This window comes from Tateyamaria sp. GN1-10, from assembly GCF_055693845.1.
The window spans coordinates 2,205,215-2,223,973 of sequence record NZ_JBVFUR010000004.1 but is presented as its reverse complement, the minus strand read 5'-3'; the positions used below and the strand labels follow the sequence as shown (position 1 = coordinate 2,223,973).

The following is an 18,759-nucleotide window of genomic DNA, read 5'->3' as shown; positions in this document are numbered from 1 at the left end:
AGCTTCGAGATAGCCCATGCAAGACTGCGCGACAAGATCAGTTGGAGTGCTCCGGACGGTCAGCTTAGTACAGACCGCCCGAACTCAGCGTACCAAAGTTTGCCTTGGGGCCTACAACTGCTTTCTTGCCGGTCGAGGTGGTCACCTGACGGCCACCGCTGCCCACTTCTTCGAACAAGGGCAGATCAGCACCCATCGCAAATCCACCATCGAAAGTGATGCCGAACGTCGGCTCAAACCCATCCCGGAAACACTCGCTAACCACGTTGTCGCCTGCCACCGCATCGCTCAAACGCGCACCGGAAAAGCGGTCGATTTTGATGAACATACATTCCTCAGGCACATCGAATGAACCGCCACCATACTTGGCAATCGCTTCTTGCATGAAGGTGTTGAACACGGGGCCACACATACCGCCGCCAGACGCGCCCTTGCCAAGGCTGCGCGGTTGGTCGTAGCCAATGTAGCAGCCTGCAACGATGTCGCTGGAAAATCCGATGAACCAGACGTCCTTGGCGTCGTTTGTGGTCCCTGTTTTACCGGCAATTGGAACTGGAAGGTTCACGCTTCGTGACGCGGTGCCGCGATCGACCACGCCCTTCATCATCGATGTCAATTGATAGGCTGTCACGGGGTCCATTACGCGCTCGCGATTGGATACCACCCGCGGCGCAATGCCCGGATCAAGGCTGGCCAGTTGCGTGCAGTCACGGCACTCACGTTCATCATGGCGATAAACGGTGCGACCAAACCGGTCCTGAACCCTGTCAATCAGCGTGGGCTGCACCCGTTCACCACCGTTCGCGAACATCGCGTAGGCCGACACCATCTGGTACAGCGTCGTTTCTTCGGACCCCAGCGAGTTGGCGAGGAACAGCCCCATGCGGTCATAAACGCCGAAGCGCTCTGCATAGTTGGCAACAATGTCCATACCGACCTCTTCCGCCAGACGGATGGTCATCAGGTTCCGCGACCGCTCGATACCAGTGCGCAGCGGTGTGGGGCCGTAGAACTTGTTGGACGAATTACGCGGGCGCCACAGGCCCTGAGGCGTGTTGATCTCGATCGGAGCGTCCACGACGATGGTGGCCGGGGAATACCCGCTGTCGAGGGCGGCCGCATAGACAAACGGTTTGAATGACGACCCCGGCTGCCGCTTGGCCTGTGTGGCGCGGTTGAAGACCGAGTTCTGGTAGCTGAACCCACCCTGCATGGCGATCACACGGCCCGTGTTCACGTCCATGGCCACAAAGCCGCCCTGCACGCGCGGCACCTGACGCAAGGTCCAACGGATAAAGGAACCATTGTCATCGGCCGTCATGGCACGCACATGCACCACGTCACCAACTTCGAAATTGTCAAAGAAGTTGCCCTGGATCCACTTGATGTCTTCGCGCGGAACAACCGCGGCCGGTTCGCTGTCCGTCCACCCTTCGATACCAATGCCCAGCTGCTGGTCTTCGACCTCCAAGACGACAGCGGGCCGCCATGCGCCGTTCAGGTCGATGTCACGCGCAACAGAAACACCCCTGAGGGCCTCTTCCCAATTCTCAAGCTGATCCGCTTCGATGCTCTCGCCGGTGCCGCGCCAGACGCCCTGCCCCCGATCATAGCTTTCAAGCTGGCGCCGCAATGCATAGGCCGCGATGGGTTGCATCTGTGCATCAATGGTTGCCCGCACGGTGTAACCGCCGGTAAAGAACTCGCCCTCGCCGTAGTCCTCGCTCAGTTGACGGCGAATTTCGTCAGTAAAATAGTCACGCGGCGGCAGCTCAGCCTTGAAGCTCTCGAAGTCGCCATTTTGCACGGATCGCAGCGGCAGCGCCACCTCTGTCTCGTACGTGACGGCATCGATATATCCGTTCTCCATCATCTCCTTCAGAACGAAGTTTCGACGGGATAACAGCCGATCCGCACGTCGCACCGGGTGAAAGTCCGACGGTGCCTTGGGTAAGGATGCGAGAAAAGCTGCCTCATGCGGTGCCAATTCGGTCAGCGTCTTGTTGAAATAAGTCTGACTGGCTGCAGCTACGCCGTAGGAGTTCTGACCAAGAAAAATCTCGTTCATATACAGTTCGAGGATTTTTTCCTTGCTCAACGCCTCTTCCACGCGGGCGGCAAGAATGATTTCCTTAATCTTACGCTCAGCTTGTCGGTCGCCGGACAGCAGGAAATTCTTCATCACCTGCTGAGTGATAGTCGATGCGCCGCGGACATCCCGCCCGCGGCTACGTACGGCATCGTATGCGGCGGCGCCGATACCACGAAGGTCATAACCGTCATGCGTATAAAAATTCTTGTCCTCGGCCGAGATAAACGCCTGTTTCACCAGGTCCGGGATCGTCTCGGCCGGTGCAAACAGGCGGCGTTCTTGGGCAAACTCGTCAATAATCTGACCTTCACCCGAATAGATGCGGCTGATTGTGGCCGGTTGATATTGGGCCAACGACTCGTGGCTGGGCAAGTCCCGGCCATACATCCAGAATATGGCCCCGATCGACAATGCGACCATGGCAATGCCCATCGTTACGGTGGTGAAAATCCCACCAAAAAAGGAAAGAATGAACCGAAACATGACCGCTCGCACCTGTTTTCAACGGTTGCTTTTGTTCCGGTATACGCGAGGGCGCGGACAGGGTCAAAAGCGAACGGCAGCGCGATATCGCCGATGTGAACGACTACTGTCGGATCAGCGGTTGCATTGCCAGATCATCATCCCGCCATTGCAGAATGCCCGCCGCCAATGCCTCGACCATGACCGCGCGCCAAACAGGATCGCGCAAGTTGGCAAGGTCACGCTGGTCGGACAAGAATCCCACCTCGACAAGAACAGATGGGATGTCTGCACTCTTGAGCACGGAGAACGCTGCCTCGCGCCGCGGGCGTTTGTTCATCGGACCACCTGCCGCGGCCATACTGTCGATAAGTGCGGTGGCCAGAGTGTCCGTGCGGGGCATGGTTTCGGTGCGTGCCAAATCCATCAGAACCGACGCAACTTGATCATCCGTGCCACTCAGGTCCACACCAGCCAGAATATCAGCACGGTCGTGCTGCGCCGCCAATTGCGCTGACGCTGCATCACTTGCTTCATCGGACAGGGTATACACCGTGGCACCTCTTGCCTGACCCTGGCTCAAGGCGTCGGCATGCAAAGACACGAAAGCATCCGCACCAACATGATGTGCCAAAGCAACCCGGCCGGTCAGCGAAACAAAAGTGTCCGTGTCGCGGGTCAATACAACTTTGATACCACCAGCCCTGCGCAATGCGTCGCGCAAGGCCAATCCAATGCCCAGCATCAGTTCTTTTTCGCTGGTGGTCTCGCGCACGGCCCCCGGATCGATCCCCCCATGACCCGGATCGATGACAACCACGAAACCGTCTTCCAGCATTCCGGGCGGTTCGTCTGCAGCCTGCACCCCCCAATCGGCATCACCCGGTGGGCCTGCCCTTTCAGCGAATTCCCTCGCCGAAACCTCATCCAATGCGATATTCAGAACTGCTCGACCCGAGGAAGGATCGACAGGCATTGCAATTTCTCTCGGCACCATCGGGCCGTTCAGATCCAACACAAGCCGCGACCAGCCAGGTTTGAAAGCTCCGAAACGAATAGCTGAAATGCGGCCCGGCTCTGGCAACAAAGCCTCCGGCGAAACACCGGAGAAATCCACCTCTCGGAAATCAACAACGAGCCGCGCCGGGTCTGACAACGAAAAGACACGGAAAGGCACGCCCTGGCTCAACGATAATGTCAGATCAGTCGAACCAAACCAGCCGTCAGAAATCTCACTTTGAGTGACATCCACTCGCGCCAGACCGGACAGGTCTTGCGCTATGGCCGAGAAGGCAAAAAACCACATCACTACTGCGATCAAGATCGCCCGCATCGCCACTGCCCTTTTCGTTTTGCGTGCAGCATAGCGGCACCCGCTCCTTGCGGGAATCCCCGATTAACGCCCATCCATGAATGTTTTCAGTCGGCGCAGGCCTTCCGCAATGTCATCTGTTGTACGCGCGTAAGAAAAACGCAGGGTCTGGTGCCCCCGGACGGGATCGAAATCAAGGCCCGGTGTTACAGCAACCCCTGCCTCGTCCAGTATCCGCGCTGCAAATGCACGGCTGTCATCGGTCAGCTCCGACACATCGGCGTAGACATAGAATGCGCCGTCAGGTGGCGCGATCCGCATAAACCCAGCCTTCGGCAACCCTTCCAACATCAGGGCACGGTTGGTGCGGTAGACATCCAGATTTGCCTGCAACTCGTCCGTTGCGTCCATGGCAGCAAGTGCGGCCACCTGACTGGCATGCGGAGGACATATGAACATGTTTTGAGCCAAACGCTCGACCACACGCACATGATCCTTGGGCACCACCATCCATCCGGCACGCCAGCCTGTCATGGAGAAGTATTTGGAAAACGAATTGATGACATAGACATCATCACTGACATTCAGGGCACTGACTGCTTTGGCCTCGTATTCGATGCCGTGATAGATTTCGTCGCTGATAAAGCTGGCCCCAACATCCTGCGCAGCACCAACCAAATGCGCCATGGCGGTATGGTCCAACATTGTCCCGGTCGGATTGGCCGGCGAGGCAACAAGCAAGCCCTGCAAATCATGCCCTGCAAAGTCATCAGGCACTGGTTGGTAACGGTTGGCGGCGGACGTCGGCAAATCAACCGGTGTCAAACCCAAGCCTGTCAGGATTTGACGATAGCTGGGATAACCCGGAGCACCAATACCCACACGATCCCCGCTGTCGAACAATGCATTGAAAGCAAGTATAAAACCGCCAGACGCACCTGACGTTACGATCACACGGTCTGGGTTCAGATCAACATCGTACCAGTCGCCATAGAGCCGCGCGATGCGCGCCCGAAGTGCAGGTAGCCCCAATGCAACGGTATAGCCAAGCGGCCCTTCATCCATTGCCTGACCCAATGCGCGGATCGCCGCCTGAGGTGCACCGGTCCCAGGCTGCCCCACTTCCATGTGGATTACATGGCGTCCAGCGGCTTCCGCCGCTCGGGCGGCCTCCATCACATCCATCACAATGAAGGGATCGACATCGCTGCGTCTTGAGGTTCGCATGGCGTCTCCTATGATCGCACCATGACCTTTCATACCCTGGCGCGGGTGGCGTCAATCCTGATCGTGTCGCTTGCGCTTGCCTTGCCTGCGCGCGCGGTAACCCTGTTGCGAGATGCAGACATGGAATACGCGCTGGCACAAGTGGCGGCGCCCGTGCTCAAGGCTGCCGGATTGAGCGCGTCACGCACCAAAATCCTCGTGGTCAATGACAGCTCGCTCAACGCTTTTGTGATCAGCAACGATGCGATCTACATCCATTCGGGCCTGATCAGTCGGATGGACCGGGCCGCAATGCTGCAGGCTGTGATCGCACACGAGGCGGCGCATATTACCAATGGCCACATCACGCGAAGGATTACGAACCTCGGCAACGCCCGCACGGCTGCAACGCTTGGCCAGGCATTGGCAATCCTTGCGGCAGCAGCAGGCGCCGGTGAAGGAGCGGCGGCTATCAGCCTCGGGACGCAAAGCGCGGCACAACGCAACTTTCTGAGCCATACCAGGGCAGAAGAAACGGCCGCTGACCAATCAGGCGCGCGGTACCTGCGCAGCGCGGGCATCGATCTGGGCGGCATGCTGGACGTATTTCGCCTTTTCCGGGGCCAAGAGGTTTTGAGCGCAAGCAGACAGGACCCTTATGTCCGCTCCCACCCGCTGAGCCGTGATCGCCTGCGCACAATCGAAGGGTTTGCAGCGGCGTATGGCAGCTCTGCCACCGCAGACTCCGCCACGTCAGACTATTGGTTTGCGCGCGCAAAGGGCAAGCTGACATCCTTTACCCGTCGCCCGAGTTGGACACTGAACCGATTGGGCGAAAGCGGCTACCGCGACATTGCCTTGATGCGTGAGGCTGCTGCACGACACCAGAACTCGCAAACACGTCGCGCGATTGCTGCCATCGACAAAGCCATCGCTCTGCGTCCGGAGGATCCATTCCTGTACGATCTCAAGGGCCAAATTCTGATGGAAACTCGGCAGTTCGCAGCAGCAGCGAATGCGCACGGTCGTGCGGTACAGTTGCGCCCGAACGATGGGCTGCTGCAGGCCGGGTATGGCCGTGCGCTTTTGGCCAGTGGAAATGTCAGCGCGGCCCTGCCAGCTCTCGAACGCGCACGTCGCATTGATTTCCGAGATGGATCAATGTTGCGCGATCTAAGCGTAGCTTATGCGAAATCCGGCCAGCGCGGCATGGCGTCACTTATCACTGCAGAGCGCTACGCCCTGCGTGGTCGGCTCGAAGATGCCGGTATTCATGCAAAGCGGGCCACCGGCCTCCTGTCAGAAGGGTCTGGCCCTTGGCAACGGGCACAGGATGTGGTCCTTGCATCTGAACGCGCAGAAAAGCGCAAGAAACGGAGATAAAGCATGTTCTTCCGCCCCCTCGCAGCAGCCTCTTTTGCCATGGCGCTCGCCTTACCCGCCCAAGCGCTTGATCTGAGCCAGATGACCGACGAAGAGCGGCAAATTTTCCGTGAGGAAGTACGCGCATACCTGATGGACAACCCACAGGTGATTATGGATGCGGTGCAAGTGCTGGAACAAAGGCAAGCTGCAGCACAAACTCAAGCCGACCTTTCACTCGTGTCCGACAACGCCCAAGACATTTTCAACGACGGCTTCAGCTTTGTCGGCGGCAACCCCGATGGGGACATCACCCTGGTCGAGTTCCTCGACTATCGCTGCGGGTTCTGCAAACGCGCCCATGGTGAGGTTGCCAAACTATTGGAAACAGATGGCAACATCCGCCTGATTGTCAAAGAATTCCCGATCCTTGGAGAACAGTCGCTGCTTGCCTCGCGATTCACTATCGCAACCAAGCAAATCGCCGGTTCAGAGGCCTATAAGAACGTCAGCGACGCTGTAATGGAAATGTCAGGGGATGTATCGATGCGCACGCTGCGGCGCATGGCATCGACCTTTGGCCTCGATGCCACCGCGATCGAAGCGCATATGGACAGCGAAGCGGTGACGGATGAAATCCGTCGCACCCGCGCTCTAGCCCAAAGACTGCAGATCACCGGCACGCCTACATTCGTCCTGCAAGACGAACTTGTGCGCGGCTTCCTTCCCTTTGATGAGATGCAGGCGCTGGTCGACGAAAAGCGGGGATGACCCGCTGACGTCTTCGGGGCGTTCAGTTCCTTCTAAAAGTAAGACCTATTCTGCCGCTTGCGCCTCGGCTGCGCTTGCGGCGTCCAGTTCCGCTGCTTTTTTCTCGACCTCGTCGACGATGTGATCGACCATCTGGTCGTTATCCATCCGGTGGCTTTGTTTGCCTGCCAGATAAACCATCCCGTGCCCGGCCCCGCCGCCTGTAAAGCCAACGTCCGTCATGAGCGCTTCACCCGGTCCGTTCACGACGCAGCCGATGATGGACAGGCTCATGGGCGTCTTGATATGCGCCAACCGTTCTTCCAGCACTTCGACAGTCTTTATCACATCAAAGCCTTGCCGTGCGCAGGATGGGCAAGAGATGATGTTCACACCTCGGTGTCGCAGACCAAGTGACTTGAGAATTTCGTAACCGACTTTGACCTCTTCCACCGGATCGGCAGACAAGGACACGCGGATGGTGTCGCCGATGCCCATCCACAGCAGGTTGCCAAGGCCAATCGCGGATTTGATGGTGCCGGACATCAAGCCGCCCGCTTCGGTGATCCCAAGATGGATCGGCGCATCCGTGGCCTCGGCCAACTTCTGATACGCCGCGGCCGCCATGAACACATCAGACGCTTTGCAGCTGATCTTGAACTCGTGAAAATCGTTGTCTTGCAAGATCTTGATGTGATCGAGACCACTTTCCACCATCGCGTCGGGTGTGGGCTCACCATATTTCTCGAGCAGGTGCTTTTCGAGTGACCCCGCGTTCACACCGATACGGATAGAACAGTTGTGGTCGCGCGCAGCCTTGATGACTTCTTTGACCCGCTCTTCGGACCCGATATTGCCCGGGTTGATACGCAAACAGGCAGCGCCAGCCTCGGCCGCTTCAATGCCGCGTTTGTAGTGGAAATGGATGTCAGCGACGATTGGTACTGGGCTTTCTGCCACGATCTCTTTCAACGCCTTGGAAGACGCCTGGTCCGGGACTGAAATACGCACGATATCCGCGCCAGCTTCTGCTGCCGCCTGCACCTGCGCCACGGTCGCGGCGACATCGGTGGTCAGGGTGTTGGTCATGGTCTGGACCGTAATCGGCGCATCGCCACCAACCGGCACCGATCCGACCATGATCTGACGGCTTTCCCGACGGTAGATGTTACGCCACGGACGGATATGGTTAAGCGACATGAAACACCCTGTTCAGCATCGGCAGTTGTCACGGAAGATAGACAGGTGAAGGCACACCGGCAATGGGGCGCGAAGACTATTCGCTGATCGCTGTGGATGTTGCTTGTGCTTCGGCGTAGCGGGTCAGCCCCTCGTCGGTGCTGACATCAACAGGCAGATACGTCTCTTTCAGACCTGCAATCTCCAGCGGCAAGTTGGATGTCACAGCGCCAGTCGGGCCAACCGGACCATAGAACTTGTTGTTCATTGCGAAGTAGATTGCACCACTCTCGCCAGTGCGCAACGTAGGTGCCTCTTCGGTCAGAGGCGCTTCCCATGTGTCGCCCGCCTGCATCGTTGCTTCGTAGATCACGGTGCCATCGGCGGCACGCACGCGAACCCAGGAGGGTCGCACGGCAACCATTGTCAGCGCAGGCGCAGTTTCCTCGACCACTTGAGGCACGGTAGGCGCAATTGCCTCCGCCAGGGCGCGATCTACCGCCCCGATAAGCGGCGTATTGTCTGCCGGTTCAGGCGCAGCAAAAGTCCCAATCTCGCGCGGGTCCAAAGTGGCGATTGGCGCATCACGCGCAACCAGCACAGGGACATCCAGCGCTTGCGGTCGGTACAGACGGTCCAGCGCATCCGCACGCGGTGTATCAATCGTGGGTCCCTGCTCGGTCTGATCTAGGTTTGAGCCGCTCAATGGATCAAGGTCGGACAGAACCACCGGCGTTTGATCCACGGGCGCAACCTGTACGCGCTGCACCTCCTGAAGGACAGAATAGCCGCCAAACCCGATGCCGCCAATCAAAGCGAGCAACACAAGAGATGATCCAACGGCTCGTGGCTCGATCCTCGACCAAACGGCTTCGCCCGTCGGAACGAACGGCGTCGCAGGTGCCGCAAAAATATCAGCGCCATGCGGCTTTTGCAGCCGATCCTCGCGGGCAGCTTTCTTGACCACAGAAGCTTCGGCAGACATGCCATGGGCAACGGCAAAGCCGCTTTCCGCACAGAACGTGTGAAATGAACGATCGGGGTCCATGTTCAGGTAGCGGGCATAGGACCTGACATACCCGGCAATGAAGCCCGGAGTGTCAAACGCATCGGGATCACAGGCTTCTATGGCAGCGATATAGCTTGCCTTGATCCGCAACTCACGTTGAACATCCAGTAGGGATTTGCCCATCGTTGCACGTTCGCCGCGCATGATGTCGCCTAGGCGCAACTCGAAGTCGTCAAAGCCCTTTGGCTCGACGTCTTCTCGAACTTTTGCGATGTCGGATTTCCGCCCGATCATACAGCTGCCCCGTTGTACCAAGTGATGACAAATCGATCCCACTCGATTCGCTTCACCTCTGTTGTTTAACAGACGGTAACATATGGCAATGTTATTTGCGAATATTAGTGAATTATCCTGCGCTCTCGGCGCGATTTAGCGCACAATGAGACCACAGTTTATCCATAGCTTTTACAAGCGCATCGATCTCGTTCGGACCGTGCACCGGCGATGGGGTAAATCGCAGCCGTTCGGTGCCGCGTGGGACCGTCGGAAAGTTGATCGGCTGGACATAAATACCGTGCTCTTCCAACAGCATGTCGCTGAGCATCTTGGTGTGAACAGGGTTGCCGACCATGACAGGAACGATGTGACTGCCGTGATCGATAATGGGCAAGCCCATGCCCTTCAGTCGCAATTTCAACGCCTTGGCTTGTACCTGATGGTCCGCGCGCAGGTTTTCAGCTGTTTTCAAGAACGCAACCGATGCAGCCGCCCCGGCAGCGACGGCGGGTGGCAGCGACGTCGTAAAAATAAACCCAGGCGCATATGACCGGATCGCATCGCACATCTTGGCCGATGCGGCGATGTAGCCCCCCATAACCCCATACGCCTTCGCCAGCGTGCCGTTGATGATGTCGATGCGGTGCATCACCCCGTCACGCTCAGCAACACCTGCACCACGCGGACCGTACATGCCCACGGCGTGCACCTCATCGATATATGTGAGCGCGCCGAATTCGTCGGCAAGATCACAAATCTCTTCGATTGGTCCAAAATCGCCATCCATCGAATAGATGGACTCGAATGCGATCAGTTTGGGCGCATCAGGATCGTCAGCCTCCAAAAGCTCCCGCAGATGCTCGACATCGTTGTGGCGGAAAACACGCTTGGCACCACCGTTGCGACGCACACCTTCGATCATCGACGCATGGTTCAATGCATCCGAATAAATAATAAGGCCCGGAAAGAGCTTAGGGAGCGTGCTTAATGTCGCGTCGTTGGCGATATACGCGCTCGTGAACAGCAGCGCCGCATCCTTGCCGTGCAGATCGGCAAGCTCGGCCTCAAGCCGTTTATGGTACACCGTCGTGCCCGAAATGTTGCGCGTCCCGCCAGAACCGGCACCGGTCGCATCAATCGCCTCATGCATGGCTTGCAGCACAATGGGGTTTTGACCCATGCCAAGATAGTCATTGCCGCACCACACCGTGATCGGTGCCTTGGTGCCATCTGGCCGCGTCCATTCCGCATGCGGGAACTGGCCCTTCTGACGCTCGATGTCGATGAAGGTCCGGTAGCGGCCTTCGTCGTGCAGGCGTTGCAGGGCGGTGTCCAATTTGGCGGTGTAGTCCACGCGAGGCTCCATTTTGGTCTTTGCGTCTATGTCATTCCGCTGACGCAGTATTTAGAATGAATATAGACAGCGAGATTGGGCTTCAATGCTAATCAAATGCGCGTCATGTCGCAGGTCTGGTATTCCCCACCCAGGCAACCTTCGCTTTGACCCAGATCAACCACTGGACACTGCCCCGCCGCATCGTAGTGTTGCCGCAGCAGTCAAACCAAAGGAAAACCCATGACCCTCGACGCCGTTCTGTCCCGCATTGATGCTGATTTGCCCCAAGCGACTGAACGGTTGCTGGAGCTTTTGCGCATCCAGTCGATCTCGACCGATCCGGCATTTGCGGATCATTGTCAGACCGCGGCGGACTGGTTGGTGAGGGATCTGCAAAGCATTGGTATCACAGCAGAAAAACGGGAAACACCGGGGCATCCAATGGTTGTGGGTCACCTAGAAGGCGACGGACCGCACCTTCTGTTCTACGGGCACTACGACGTACAACCTGTTGATCCGCTTGAACTTTGGGATCGCGACCCGTTCGACCCACAGATCGAAGAGACAGCCAAGGGCAAGGTTATCCGCGGGCGTGGTTCATCTGATGACAAAGGTCAGCTGATGACCTTTGTTGAAGCATGTCGCGCCTGGAAGTCCGAGCACGGCGCCCTGCCATGCCGCATTACCTTCTTCTTCGAAGGCGAAGAAGAATCAGGCTCTCCGTCACTGGTCCCCTTCATGCAGGAGAACGCGGAAGAGCTGAAATCCGACCTCGCCCTGATCTGCGACACCGGCATGTTCGAGTCCCGCGTGCCCTCCATTGTCACTATGCTGCGTGGGCTGCTAGGCGAAGAGATCACGATCACCGCCCCAGACAAAGACTTGCATTCGGGCATGTATGGTGGGGTCGCAATGAACCCGATCCGTGTACTTACCCGCGTCCTTGCCTCACTGCATGACGATCAAGGTCGCGTTACGGTCCCTGGGTTCTACGACGGCGTACACGAATTGCCGGATGACATTCGCAGCCAATGGCAAGGCCTCGCCTTTGACCATGGCACGTTCCTCGGGGATGTAGGTTTGTCTGAGCCAGCGGGTGAACAGGACCGTACCCCAATCGAAATGATCTGGTCCCGCCCGACCTGCGATGTGAATGGCATCTGGGGCGGTTACACAGGCGACGGCTTCAAGACTGTCCTACCATCCAAGGCGCACGCCAAAGTGTCTTTCCGCCTTGTCGGCGATCAGGACCCGCACAAGATCCGCAACAGCTTCCGTCAATTGGTGCGCGACGCCCTGCCCGCCGATTGCGAGGTTGAATTCTCGGGCCATGGAGCCAGCCAGGCATCGACGACAGAAACAACCGATCCGGCCTTCGAAGCGGCGCGTGTTGCGCTCACGAATGAATGGAATGTCCCTGCCGCCTATGTCGGCTGCGGTGGCTCGATTCCGATCGCGGGTCATTTCCAAGACATTCTTGACACCACCCCCATGCTCGTCGGCTTTGGCAAGGATGACGATCAGATCCACTCACCCAACGAAAAATACGACATGGAGAGCTTTCACAAAGGTATCCGCAGCTGGGCCCGTATCCTAGACGCCCTGACATGATGACGTTCACGACCGCCGAAGGCGTCACCATCGCCCATGAAGTATGGGGCAATGGTCCTCCTGTTCTGTTGCTGCATGGGTTTCCACAAACGCGGGCCATGTGGCACGCCATTGCACCGCAACTGGCCCGGGGCTTCACCGTCGTCACCGCCGATTTGCGCGGCTACGGTGCCAGCACCAAACCCGCGCAGATGGAGGATATGAGCTTTCGCAACATGGCCACTGATCAACGGGCGCTTATGGAACATCTCGGCTTTGATCAATTCCACCTCGTCGGTCACGACCGCGGCGCGCGCACCGCACATCGCATGGCTTTGGATAGTGCCAACAGCGTCCTGTCCCTCACCTTGATGGATATTGTACCGACCCATTTGCTGCTGAACGAGGTGACGCAGCAGTTTGCGCGCGCATACTATCACTGGTTCTTTCTGGCTCAACCTGCACCGTTTCCGGAAACGCTGATCGGCCATGATCCCGATGCCTATTTCGATAGCTGCCTAGCCGGTTGGGGCGGTGGTATGGGCGGGTTCGACGCCGACGCGCTTGAGGCGTATCGCACTTCATGGCGCGATCCCGATTGCATCCGCACGATGTGCAACGACTACCGCGCCAGCATCGATGTTGATTTCGACCTCGACGCGTCCGATCTTGGGCGATCGGTCGATTGCCCTGCCCTTGTCCTCTACGGCGCAGACAGCGTTATGGGACAATCCTATGACGTGGCAGCCACCTGGGCGGATCGGCTGACAAACATGCAAGCGAAGGGACTGCCCGGCGGACATTTCTTCCCAGACACACACTCCGTGGAGACTGCAAAGGCTCTTACCGATTTCTTGAGTTCGCAAAAGTAAGGCGCACCTGCCGGTGCGCCCCGCACGTCAAATCACGCCCACAAACCTCTCGGGCAACACATACTGGGTAGCATAGTCCGGGCGGTCGAAATGATAATATCCAGTATCGCCACGCGGTTTGAAACTGCGCTGCATCTTCCGACGCAACGGGCGCATGTCGAACTCATCGACCATTTCGAGCTTGGCGAAGTCTTCGAAAACCTCTCGATCCTCCCCCCGCGCTTCTGCAAACCAGTGGCGACCTATCGAGGCTTCCTTGACCGATGCATTCACCTCATCGGTGACCGCGTTGCGGTGATCCATGACCCCGACATAGGCACCGAAATCACAGAACTTCAGATGCATGAGGTACAAATCGTCCGGTGTGAACAGCTTGTCGGCCTGCGTGAAATGCCCGCCCCGCGCGATCTTGACTGGGGCAGAGATGATGCAAGGCTTGGAATAATGTGGTGCCGGACGGACATGGCGACGCGGACCAATGATGTGATCCGTGATTTCATCCTTTTCAAGATCAATACGGTGGATCACCTCAAGACCAAGCGGCGTCAACACACGACCATCAGGCGCATCTTCCAGAAAATCCAGCAACGTACCGCCCGCCTCCGGGTCACGCACGATCAGTTCATCCACGTCACCAACGATCAAATGACGGTAGTAGCGCCGTAGTCCCCCAACGAGGTTGTTCAGCAATCCCCAACGCTTGATGTCGAAATTCTTGTGCGGGTCCCCCGGAATGCCGATGATGTTGCACCCGGCGGCCAGCTCGGCCACTTCGGCACCACGACCGTGATTGATGACATAGCAATTCTCGCGGCCAAACATCTCACCGTAGTGGCGCAGCCACGCTTTCAGGAAAAACGCATCATCGCGCACCATGGTCACGACGGCCACTGTCTGCATCTGCTAAGGTCCTGCTCAAAGGGTTATTTTTGCGCACCCTATCGCAAGGACCCGGCCAAGAGAATCGTTATTTTGCCCCAGAGGCTGCGCATGACACTCACCTCAGACTTTCCCACGACCGGCCTGCATGTCAGGCGTGCGGGTGAAACGCCGATCACGGGCTATCAGGTTATCGGGGAACGGTCATCGGGCACGAATTTCGTCAAGCGCTTGTTGGGCCGGAACACAAACCTAATACCAACCGAAGCACTGGGCTGGAAACATGGCTTTCCCCACATGATGGCGATCCCGTCAGACTTGGCGGTGATCGTCGTTGTACGAAGGGCTGACACATGGGCGCGGTCCATGTTTTCCAAACCATGGCACACGACACCCGCCATGCAGGCCATGCCTTTTTCAGAGTTCATTCGCGCACCATGGGACACGATCATTGACCGTCCCCGATACTTCGAAGGGCTGGTCCCGGAAGGCAGTGTCGGCCTGCCTTTGCAACATGACAGGCATCCGGCAACGGGCGCACATTTCGAAACACTGTTTGCCCTGCGCACCGCAAAACTCAACGGGATGTTGTCGCTGCTGAACCGTGACTGCACTTGCGCCATTCTCCGTATGGAGGATGCGCAAGAGCGACCACGGGCGACACTCGATGCTTTGACGTCCGGTCTTGGCTCTGCTCAACCGCATGCCGAATACCGCCCCGTGGTCAAACGGCTTGGCTCAAAATTCAAGCCAGCCGTTGCAGATCGCCCCGCCCTGCCCGACCGCTGGAGCCCAGAGGACATGACGCACCTGCGCAGCTCTGTAGACACAAACCTCGAAGCGCAATTGGGCTACATCTACTGATCCTCTTTCATCTTGCCAGGTAAACTTCGGGGAGCACGAGGGGCTGGCCCCTCGTTCCACCGCAAGGCAATCACAGAGCAATCAGCATGGCTTGGAGGTTGGGAAAAGTGGCGCGGTTGACGGGGCTCGAACCCGCGACCCCCGGCGTGACAGGCCGGTACTCTAACCAACTGAGCTACAACCGCGCATTTTGCCTTTCGGCGTGCCCATTCCTCCGGGACCAGAGAGCAGCAGTGGCGCGGTTGACGGGGCTCGAACCCGCGACCCCCGGCGTGACAGGCCGGTACTCTAACCAACTGAGCTACAACCGCCCGCTGCGTTTGGCGGGTTTATGATCAGCCCCCCGCCCCGTCAAGCGTCTTTTCCCGCTTGGCAGTCGAAATCTGCTGCCAGAATGTCAAAGGCGGCACCAGACCAACGAAACGGCACCATGCGTACCGTCGCCCCAAGCAGTGTTTCGTCGATAAGGGTGTCCTCTTGTCCACCCATGCGGACATAGAAGCGGCGGGCACGCGCATTGTCGGCAATCACGATCAAACGCAAGGACGTTGCGCCCTCTTCCGCCAGACACGCAGCCATCATCTTCAGCAGCCGCGCACCAACACCGCCGCTGCGCGCGTCCGGATCGACGTGCAGATTGTCCAGAAGCGGCACATCCTGCCGCACCACGGCGGCGAACCCCAGCACGGCATCGCCGTCTTCGGCCAGCAAGATCAACCGGTCGGCAGGCCAGCTATCCCACCGCGCGCGCATATTGTCATCAAGCGGCGCACCCAGGGCCTCTGCCGGAACATATGGCGCATAGGACGCCCGCCAGCTTCGCGCGTGCAAGGCCGCAAGCGCAGGTGCATCTTCTGGCCCCGCACGGCGCAAGCGTACCGTCATTTGTCCGGCAGTGGAATGAACTCGCTTTCATCCCCGGGCGGCAATTGAAACCGGCCATGCGCCCAATCGCCCGCGCGCCAAGCCTCCTTGGCCGCATCAATGCGGTCCTGTGATGACGCCACAAAGTTCCACCAAATGTACCGCGATCCCTCCAACGTCGCTCCACCAAGAAGCATCAGTCGCGCGCCCTGCTCACCTGCCGCCAGCGAAATAGCGTCTCCGGGACGAAAAACCATCATCTGCCCCGCGTTGTAGACATCTCCGGCTACAGTCACCGACCCTTCGACGACGTAAACACCACGATCCTCATGGTTGTCGGGCAAAGGAATACGGGCGCCTGCCTCAAGAACAGCGTCCGCATAAAACATCTCGGAAAACGTCTGCACGGGCGCCGTCTCGCCCCACGCATCCCCGAGGATCAGGCGCACCTCTTTGCCTTCCCCTTCCAGAAACGGCAGCGTGTCCTTGGGCGCGTGCTGAAAATCGGCCGGCTCATCCTCGGCGTCCTTGGGCAAAGCAACCCAAGTCTGAATGCCGAACAGGTTATGCGGTTTCTTGCGGATCTCGCCATCCGTGCGTTCAGAGTGTGTAATCCCGTGGCCTGCCACCATCCAGTTCACAGCGCCCGGTTCGATCCACTGATCCGTGCCAAGGCTGTCCCGGTGATGTATTTTACCTTTGTAGAGGTACGTGACAGTGGCCAACCCGATATGCGGGTGCGGACGGACATCAATGCCTTTTCCAGTCACGAACTCCGCCGGCCCCATCTGATCAAAAAAGATGAACGGGCCCACCATCTGCCGCTTGGGCGCTGGCAAGGCACGACGCACCTCAAACCCACCCAGATCACGGGCACGCGGCACAATGACAGTTTCAATTGCGTCAACGGCATCCCCTTTGGGGCAATCGGGATCAAGGGCCGGGTTCCAGCTCATAGCATGTCTCCTTACGCGTCATATGATCAAGATAGTTGGGGGATGCTGACCAACAAGCAATTGTCGTACACGGACCATGTGCACCCAAGCACGGTTGGCGGTGACCATGTCCACCTCACAACTCGAGATTGATTCAAAGCGCAACTTCTACGAGTAAATTCCTTTGTGATAGGATCAACCTCCCGTATAACGAGCGCAGGTACCCACAATTGCAGGTACCCAGAAAACAGAGGATAATATGAAGACTTTAGTATGTTTCACAGCGGCTTGTGCAGCCGTTGCAGGGCCGGTTTGGGCCGATAGTATCGTACCCACAGACATGGCCCCCACCTGTGTCGTGTCGTCGGACACTATAAACGGCTGGTTCGCCGGAGGGTCAGTTGCAGAAAACGCTGCCATCGACGCACCGGACTCCGTCACATTTACATCGACGTACAACGACGACCCTGACAGATGCGATTTCTACACTTGGGGTGCGCAGATGTTCCTCTGGCTGACGTCTACAGACGGCACCAAACTGGTACTGGACAGCCCAAATTTCTTCACGATTGCCCCCGTCGACAGCAGCGGCAACCGCGTGTTTATTGAAAACACCGCATCCACCCCAACGGCTTTGCAGGTCCGCAGTGAAAAGGCTGACACACCTGCCGGTGACGATATTGGCGAAATCGGCCAGGCCGGATCATCCGGTGTCCTGATGTCGCAAGACAGTTCCTTGGTCTACTACGGGCTGGCGGCGAACGATGCCTATGCCTACTTCCTGACAGGACAGAAGGATCCGACCTCGAACCTCGCGTCCAAAACGACCTTTCCATACACGCAGGCAGATCTGACCGACTTGCAGACCTACATGAGTGACAGCTGGAGCGGCACCACACTTCTGACTGGCAATCAGCTGGCAATGGAACTCAAGACGTCATGGGTTGAAGCCAGCACGCTCTCGGACAGCAGCACCTACCTGACGATTGAGGGTACGATTCCAAACTTCGTCGCGAATGCCGACAACACGGCCATGTCCGTCGATGCAACAACCCCCACCAAAACCGTGACACTCGCCCTCACCGGCATGCACGTTGTGGGCACGGTCCAAGATCACCCGGAATTTGTCTGGGCGACGTTCGAACACTACAACAATGCGCCCGACGCGCCCTATTACTACTTGGCGGATGACGGCACGATCACCCTGAACGATTTTGACAGCAATCACGACTTTCTCTTCATGGCCGAAAGCGGCGCGCAGGACGGTGCCAACATCGAATGTATGAAGGCCAACAAAGATGGCACGATTGCAGTCAATGTCAGCGGTACCGGAGAGCCGGTCTGTGAAGGCGGAATCGTCCCGTCGAATACGGTGCGCGAATATCCTTGGGGCAGCCTTGCCAATGATCCGTCAAGTGCAACGGTCACCAACAACACGCTGTTGCTGTCGATCAATAACTCGGTGCGCAGCCAATTGGCGACGGGTGACACTCGCGCAAACTATATCCAGACCGGCAGCGTCTGGACAACGACACCTCCGGGTGGCGGCGCCGCACCAATTCCCAACCAAACGGCGAACCAGGCCCTGAACCTGCGTGGTTCGACCACCATCGCGAACATGACGATGGAGACTTACACGCAAGGGACCAACTGCTTTAGCTGTCACAACCTCACAGAAGGCACGCCAAACAGCTTTGAAGCGTTCGGTCTGTCGCACGTCTATTCCGAGATTGAGCCGCTGAAACCGGCCCAATAAAATACCGGACGCCGC

General features: G+C 57.9%; 15 protein-coding genes and 2 tRNA genes. 6 read left to right on the top strand and 11 right to left on the bottom strand.

What is annotated here, in order from left to right:
- Window positions 1–64 precede the first annotated feature (64 nt).
- From ACZ1HN_RS12885 to ACZ1HN_RS12875, 3 genes are all read right to left on the bottom strand, one after another.
- Entirely contained in the window at window positions 65–2,575 is a 2,511-nt protein-coding gene (locus tag ACZ1HN_RS12885; protein ID WP_472727790.1) for a penicillin-binding protein 1A, read from the bottom strand.
- A gap of 103 nt (window positions 2,576–2,678) precedes the next feature.
- Window positions 2,679–3,887 carry an N-acetylmuramoyl-L-alanine amidase gene (locus ACZ1HN_RS12880; RefSeq protein ID WP_472727789.1) on the bottom strand — a complete coding sequence of 403 codons (1,209 nt, stop codon included), beginning with the start codon at window positions 3,885–3,887 and terminating at the stop codon, window positions 2,679–2,681.
- A gap of 63 nt (window positions 3,888–3,950) precedes the next feature.
- On the bottom strand, window positions 3,951–5,093 hold the full coding sequence (locus ACZ1HN_RS12875) for a pyridoxal phosphate-dependent aminotransferase (RefSeq protein ID WP_472727788.1): 1,143 nt from the start codon (window positions 5,091–5,093) through the stop codon (window positions 3,951–3,953).
- Window positions 5,094–5,114: 21 nt separating this feature from the next.
- On the opposite strand from ACZ1HN_RS12875, the gene ACZ1HN_RS12870 reads away from it, so the two are divergent.
- Together ACZ1HN_RS12870 and ACZ1HN_RS12865 are read left to right on the top strand one after the other, a co-directional pair.
- Window positions 5,115–6,455, top strand: a complete 1,341-nt coding sequence (locus ACZ1HN_RS12870; protein WP_472727787.1) for a M48 family metalloprotease — start codon at window positions 5,115–5,117, stop codon at window positions 6,453–6,455.
- A gap of 3 nt (window positions 6,456–6,458) precedes the next feature.
- Window positions 6,459–7,205, top strand: coding sequence for a DsbA family protein (locus ACZ1HN_RS12865; RefSeq protein WP_299702859.1), 747 nt, complete (start codon window positions 6,459–6,461; stop codon window positions 7,203–7,205).
- 45 nt (window positions 7,206–7,250) lie between these two features.
- Here ACZ1HN_RS12865 and ispG read toward each other — a convergent pair whose 3' ends face one another.
- From ispG to hemA, 3 genes are all read right to left on the bottom strand, one after another.
- Window positions 7,251–8,384 (bottom strand): flavodoxin-dependent (E)-4-hydroxy-3-methylbut-2-enyl-diphosphate synthase, encoded by a 1,134-nt coding sequence (gene ispG / locus ACZ1HN_RS12860; protein WP_472727786.1) that lies wholly within the window; start codon window positions 8,382–8,384, stop codon window positions 7,251–7,253.
- A gap of 76 nt (window positions 8,385–8,460) precedes the next feature.
- Window positions 8,461–9,666 carry a helix-turn-helix domain-containing protein gene (locus tag ACZ1HN_RS12855; protein ID WP_472727785.1) on the bottom strand — a complete coding sequence of 402 codons (1,206 nt, stop codon included), beginning with the start codon at window positions 9,664–9,666 and terminating at the stop codon, window positions 8,461–8,463.
- A 112-nt stretch (window positions 9,667–9,778) separates the two neighbouring features.
- Window positions 9,779–11,002 carry a 5-aminolevulinate synthase gene (gene hemA, locus ACZ1HN_RS12850; RefSeq protein ID WP_299207131.1) on the bottom strand — a complete coding sequence of 408 codons (1,224 nt, stop codon included), beginning with the start codon at window positions 11,000–11,002 and terminating at the stop codon, window positions 9,779–9,781.
- A gap of 222 nt (window positions 11,003–11,224) precedes the next feature.
- Here hemA and ACZ1HN_RS12845 point away from each other — a divergent pair, with 222 nt between their 5' ends.
- Window positions 11,225–12,595: a M20/M25/M40 family metallo-hydrolase gene (locus ACZ1HN_RS12845; RefSeq protein ID WP_472727784.1), complete on the top strand. Its 1,371-nt coding sequence runs from the start codon at window positions 11,225–11,227 to the stop codon at window positions 12,593–12,595.
- Complete coding sequence (locus tag ACZ1HN_RS12840) at window positions 12,592–13,446, top strand: alpha/beta fold hydrolase (RefSeq protein WP_472727783.1); 855 nt, start codon at window positions 12,592–12,594, stop codon at window positions 13,444–13,446. The genes ACZ1HN_RS12845 and ACZ1HN_RS12840 overlap by 4 nt, the downstream gene beginning before the upstream one ends.
- A gap of 27 nt (window positions 13,447–13,473) precedes the next feature.
- On the opposite strand, the gene ACZ1HN_RS12835 is transcribed toward ACZ1HN_RS12840, so the two are convergent.
- Window positions 13,474–14,346: a glycosyltransferase family protein gene (locus ACZ1HN_RS12835; protein ID WP_472727782.1), complete on the bottom strand. Its 873-nt coding sequence runs from the start codon at window positions 14,344–14,346 to the stop codon at window positions 13,474–13,476.
- A 90-nt stretch (window positions 14,347–14,436) separates the two neighbouring features.
- On the opposite strand from ACZ1HN_RS12835, the gene ACZ1HN_RS12830 reads away from it, so the two are divergent.
- Window positions 14,437–15,189 carry a hypothetical protein gene (locus ACZ1HN_RS12830; protein WP_472727781.1) on the top strand — a complete coding sequence of 251 codons (753 nt, stop codon included), beginning with the start codon at window positions 14,437–14,439 and terminating at the stop codon, window positions 15,187–15,189.
- Between the two features lie 108 nt (window positions 15,190–15,297).
- Here ACZ1HN_RS12830 and ACZ1HN_RS12825 read toward each other — a convergent pair.
- The 4 genes from ACZ1HN_RS12825 to ACZ1HN_RS12810 form a co-directional block, all read right to left on the bottom strand.
- Window positions 15,298–15,374: transfer RNA gene (locus ACZ1HN_RS12825), tRNA-Asp, on the bottom strand.
- Between the two features lie 49 nt (window positions 15,375–15,423).
- Window positions 15,424–15,500 (bottom strand) — tRNA-Asp (locus ACZ1HN_RS12820).
- 40 nt (window positions 15,501–15,540) lie between these two features.
- Window positions 15,541–16,074, bottom strand: a complete 534-nt coding sequence (locus tag ACZ1HN_RS12815; protein ID WP_472727780.1) for a GNAT family N-acetyltransferase — start codon at window positions 16,072–16,074, stop codon at window positions 15,541–15,543.
- Window positions 16,071–17,009, bottom strand: a complete 939-nt coding sequence (locus ACZ1HN_RS12810) for a pirin family protein (protein WP_472727779.1) — start codon at window positions 17,007–17,009, stop codon at window positions 16,071–16,073. The genes ACZ1HN_RS12815 and ACZ1HN_RS12810 overlap by 4 nt, the downstream gene beginning before the upstream one ends.
- A 238-nt stretch (window positions 17,010–17,247) precedes the next feature.
- Between ACZ1HN_RS12810 and ACZ1HN_RS12805 the strand changes: the two genes are divergently transcribed.
- Window positions 17,248–18,744 carry a hypothetical protein gene (locus tag ACZ1HN_RS12805; RefSeq protein WP_472727778.1) on the top strand — a complete coding sequence of 499 codons (1,497 nt, stop codon included), beginning with the start codon at window positions 17,248–17,250 and terminating at the stop codon, window positions 18,742–18,744.
- Window positions 18,745–18,759 lie beyond the last annotated feature (15 nt).

Coding starts and splice junctions, on each gene's coding strand:
- ACZ1HN_RS12885 (WP_472727790.1), bottom strand. CDS start 2,575: ATGTTTCGGTTCATTCTTTCCTTTTTTGGTGGGATTTTCACCACCGTA.
- ACZ1HN_RS12880 (WP_472727789.1), bottom strand. CDS start 3,887: ATGCGGGCGATCTTGATCGCAGTAGTGATGTGGTTTTTTGCCTTCTCG.
- ACZ1HN_RS12875 (WP_472727788.1), bottom strand. CDS start 5,093: ATGCGAACCTCAAGACGCAGCGATGTCGATCCCTTCATTGTGATGGAT.
- ACZ1HN_RS12870 (WP_472727787.1), top strand. CDS start 5,115: ATGACCTTTCATACCCTGGCGCGGGTGGCGTCAATCCTGATCGTGTCG.
- ACZ1HN_RS12865 (WP_299702859.1), top strand. CDS start 6,459: ATGTTCTTCCGCCCCCTCGCAGCAGCCTCTTTTGCCATGGCGCTCGCC.
- ispG (WP_472727786.1), bottom strand. CDS start 8,384: ATGTCGCTTAACCATATCCGTCCGTGGCGTAACATCTACCGTCGGGAA.
- ACZ1HN_RS12855 (WP_472727785.1), bottom strand. CDS start 9,666: ATGATCGGGCGGAAATCCGACATCGCAAAAGTTCGAGAAGACGTCGAG.
- ACZ1HN_RS12845 (WP_472727784.1), top strand. CDS start 11,225: ATGACCCTCGACGCCGTTCTGTCCCGCATTGATGCTGATTTGCCCCAA.
- ACZ1HN_RS12840 (WP_472727783.1), top strand. CDS start 12,592: ATGATGACGTTCACGACCGCCGAAGGCGTCACCATCGCCCATGAAGTA.
- ACZ1HN_RS12835 (WP_472727782.1), bottom strand. CDS start 14,346: ATGCAGACAGTGGCCGTCGTGACCATGGTGCGCGATGATGCGTTTTTC.
- ACZ1HN_RS12830 (WP_472727781.1), top strand. CDS start 14,437: ATGACACTCACCTCAGACTTTCCCACGACCGGCCTGCATGTCAGGCGT.
- ACZ1HN_RS12815 (WP_472727780.1), bottom strand. CDS start 16,074: ATGACGGTACGCTTGCGCCGTGCGGGGCCAGAAGATGCACCTGCGCTT.
- ACZ1HN_RS12810 (WP_472727779.1), bottom strand. CDS start 17,009: ATGAGCTGGAACCCGGCCCTTGATCCCGATTGCCCCAAAGGGGATGCC.
- ACZ1HN_RS12805 (WP_472727778.1), top strand. CDS start 17,248: ATGAAGACTTTAGTATGTTTCACAGCGGCTTGTGCAGCCGTTGCAGGG.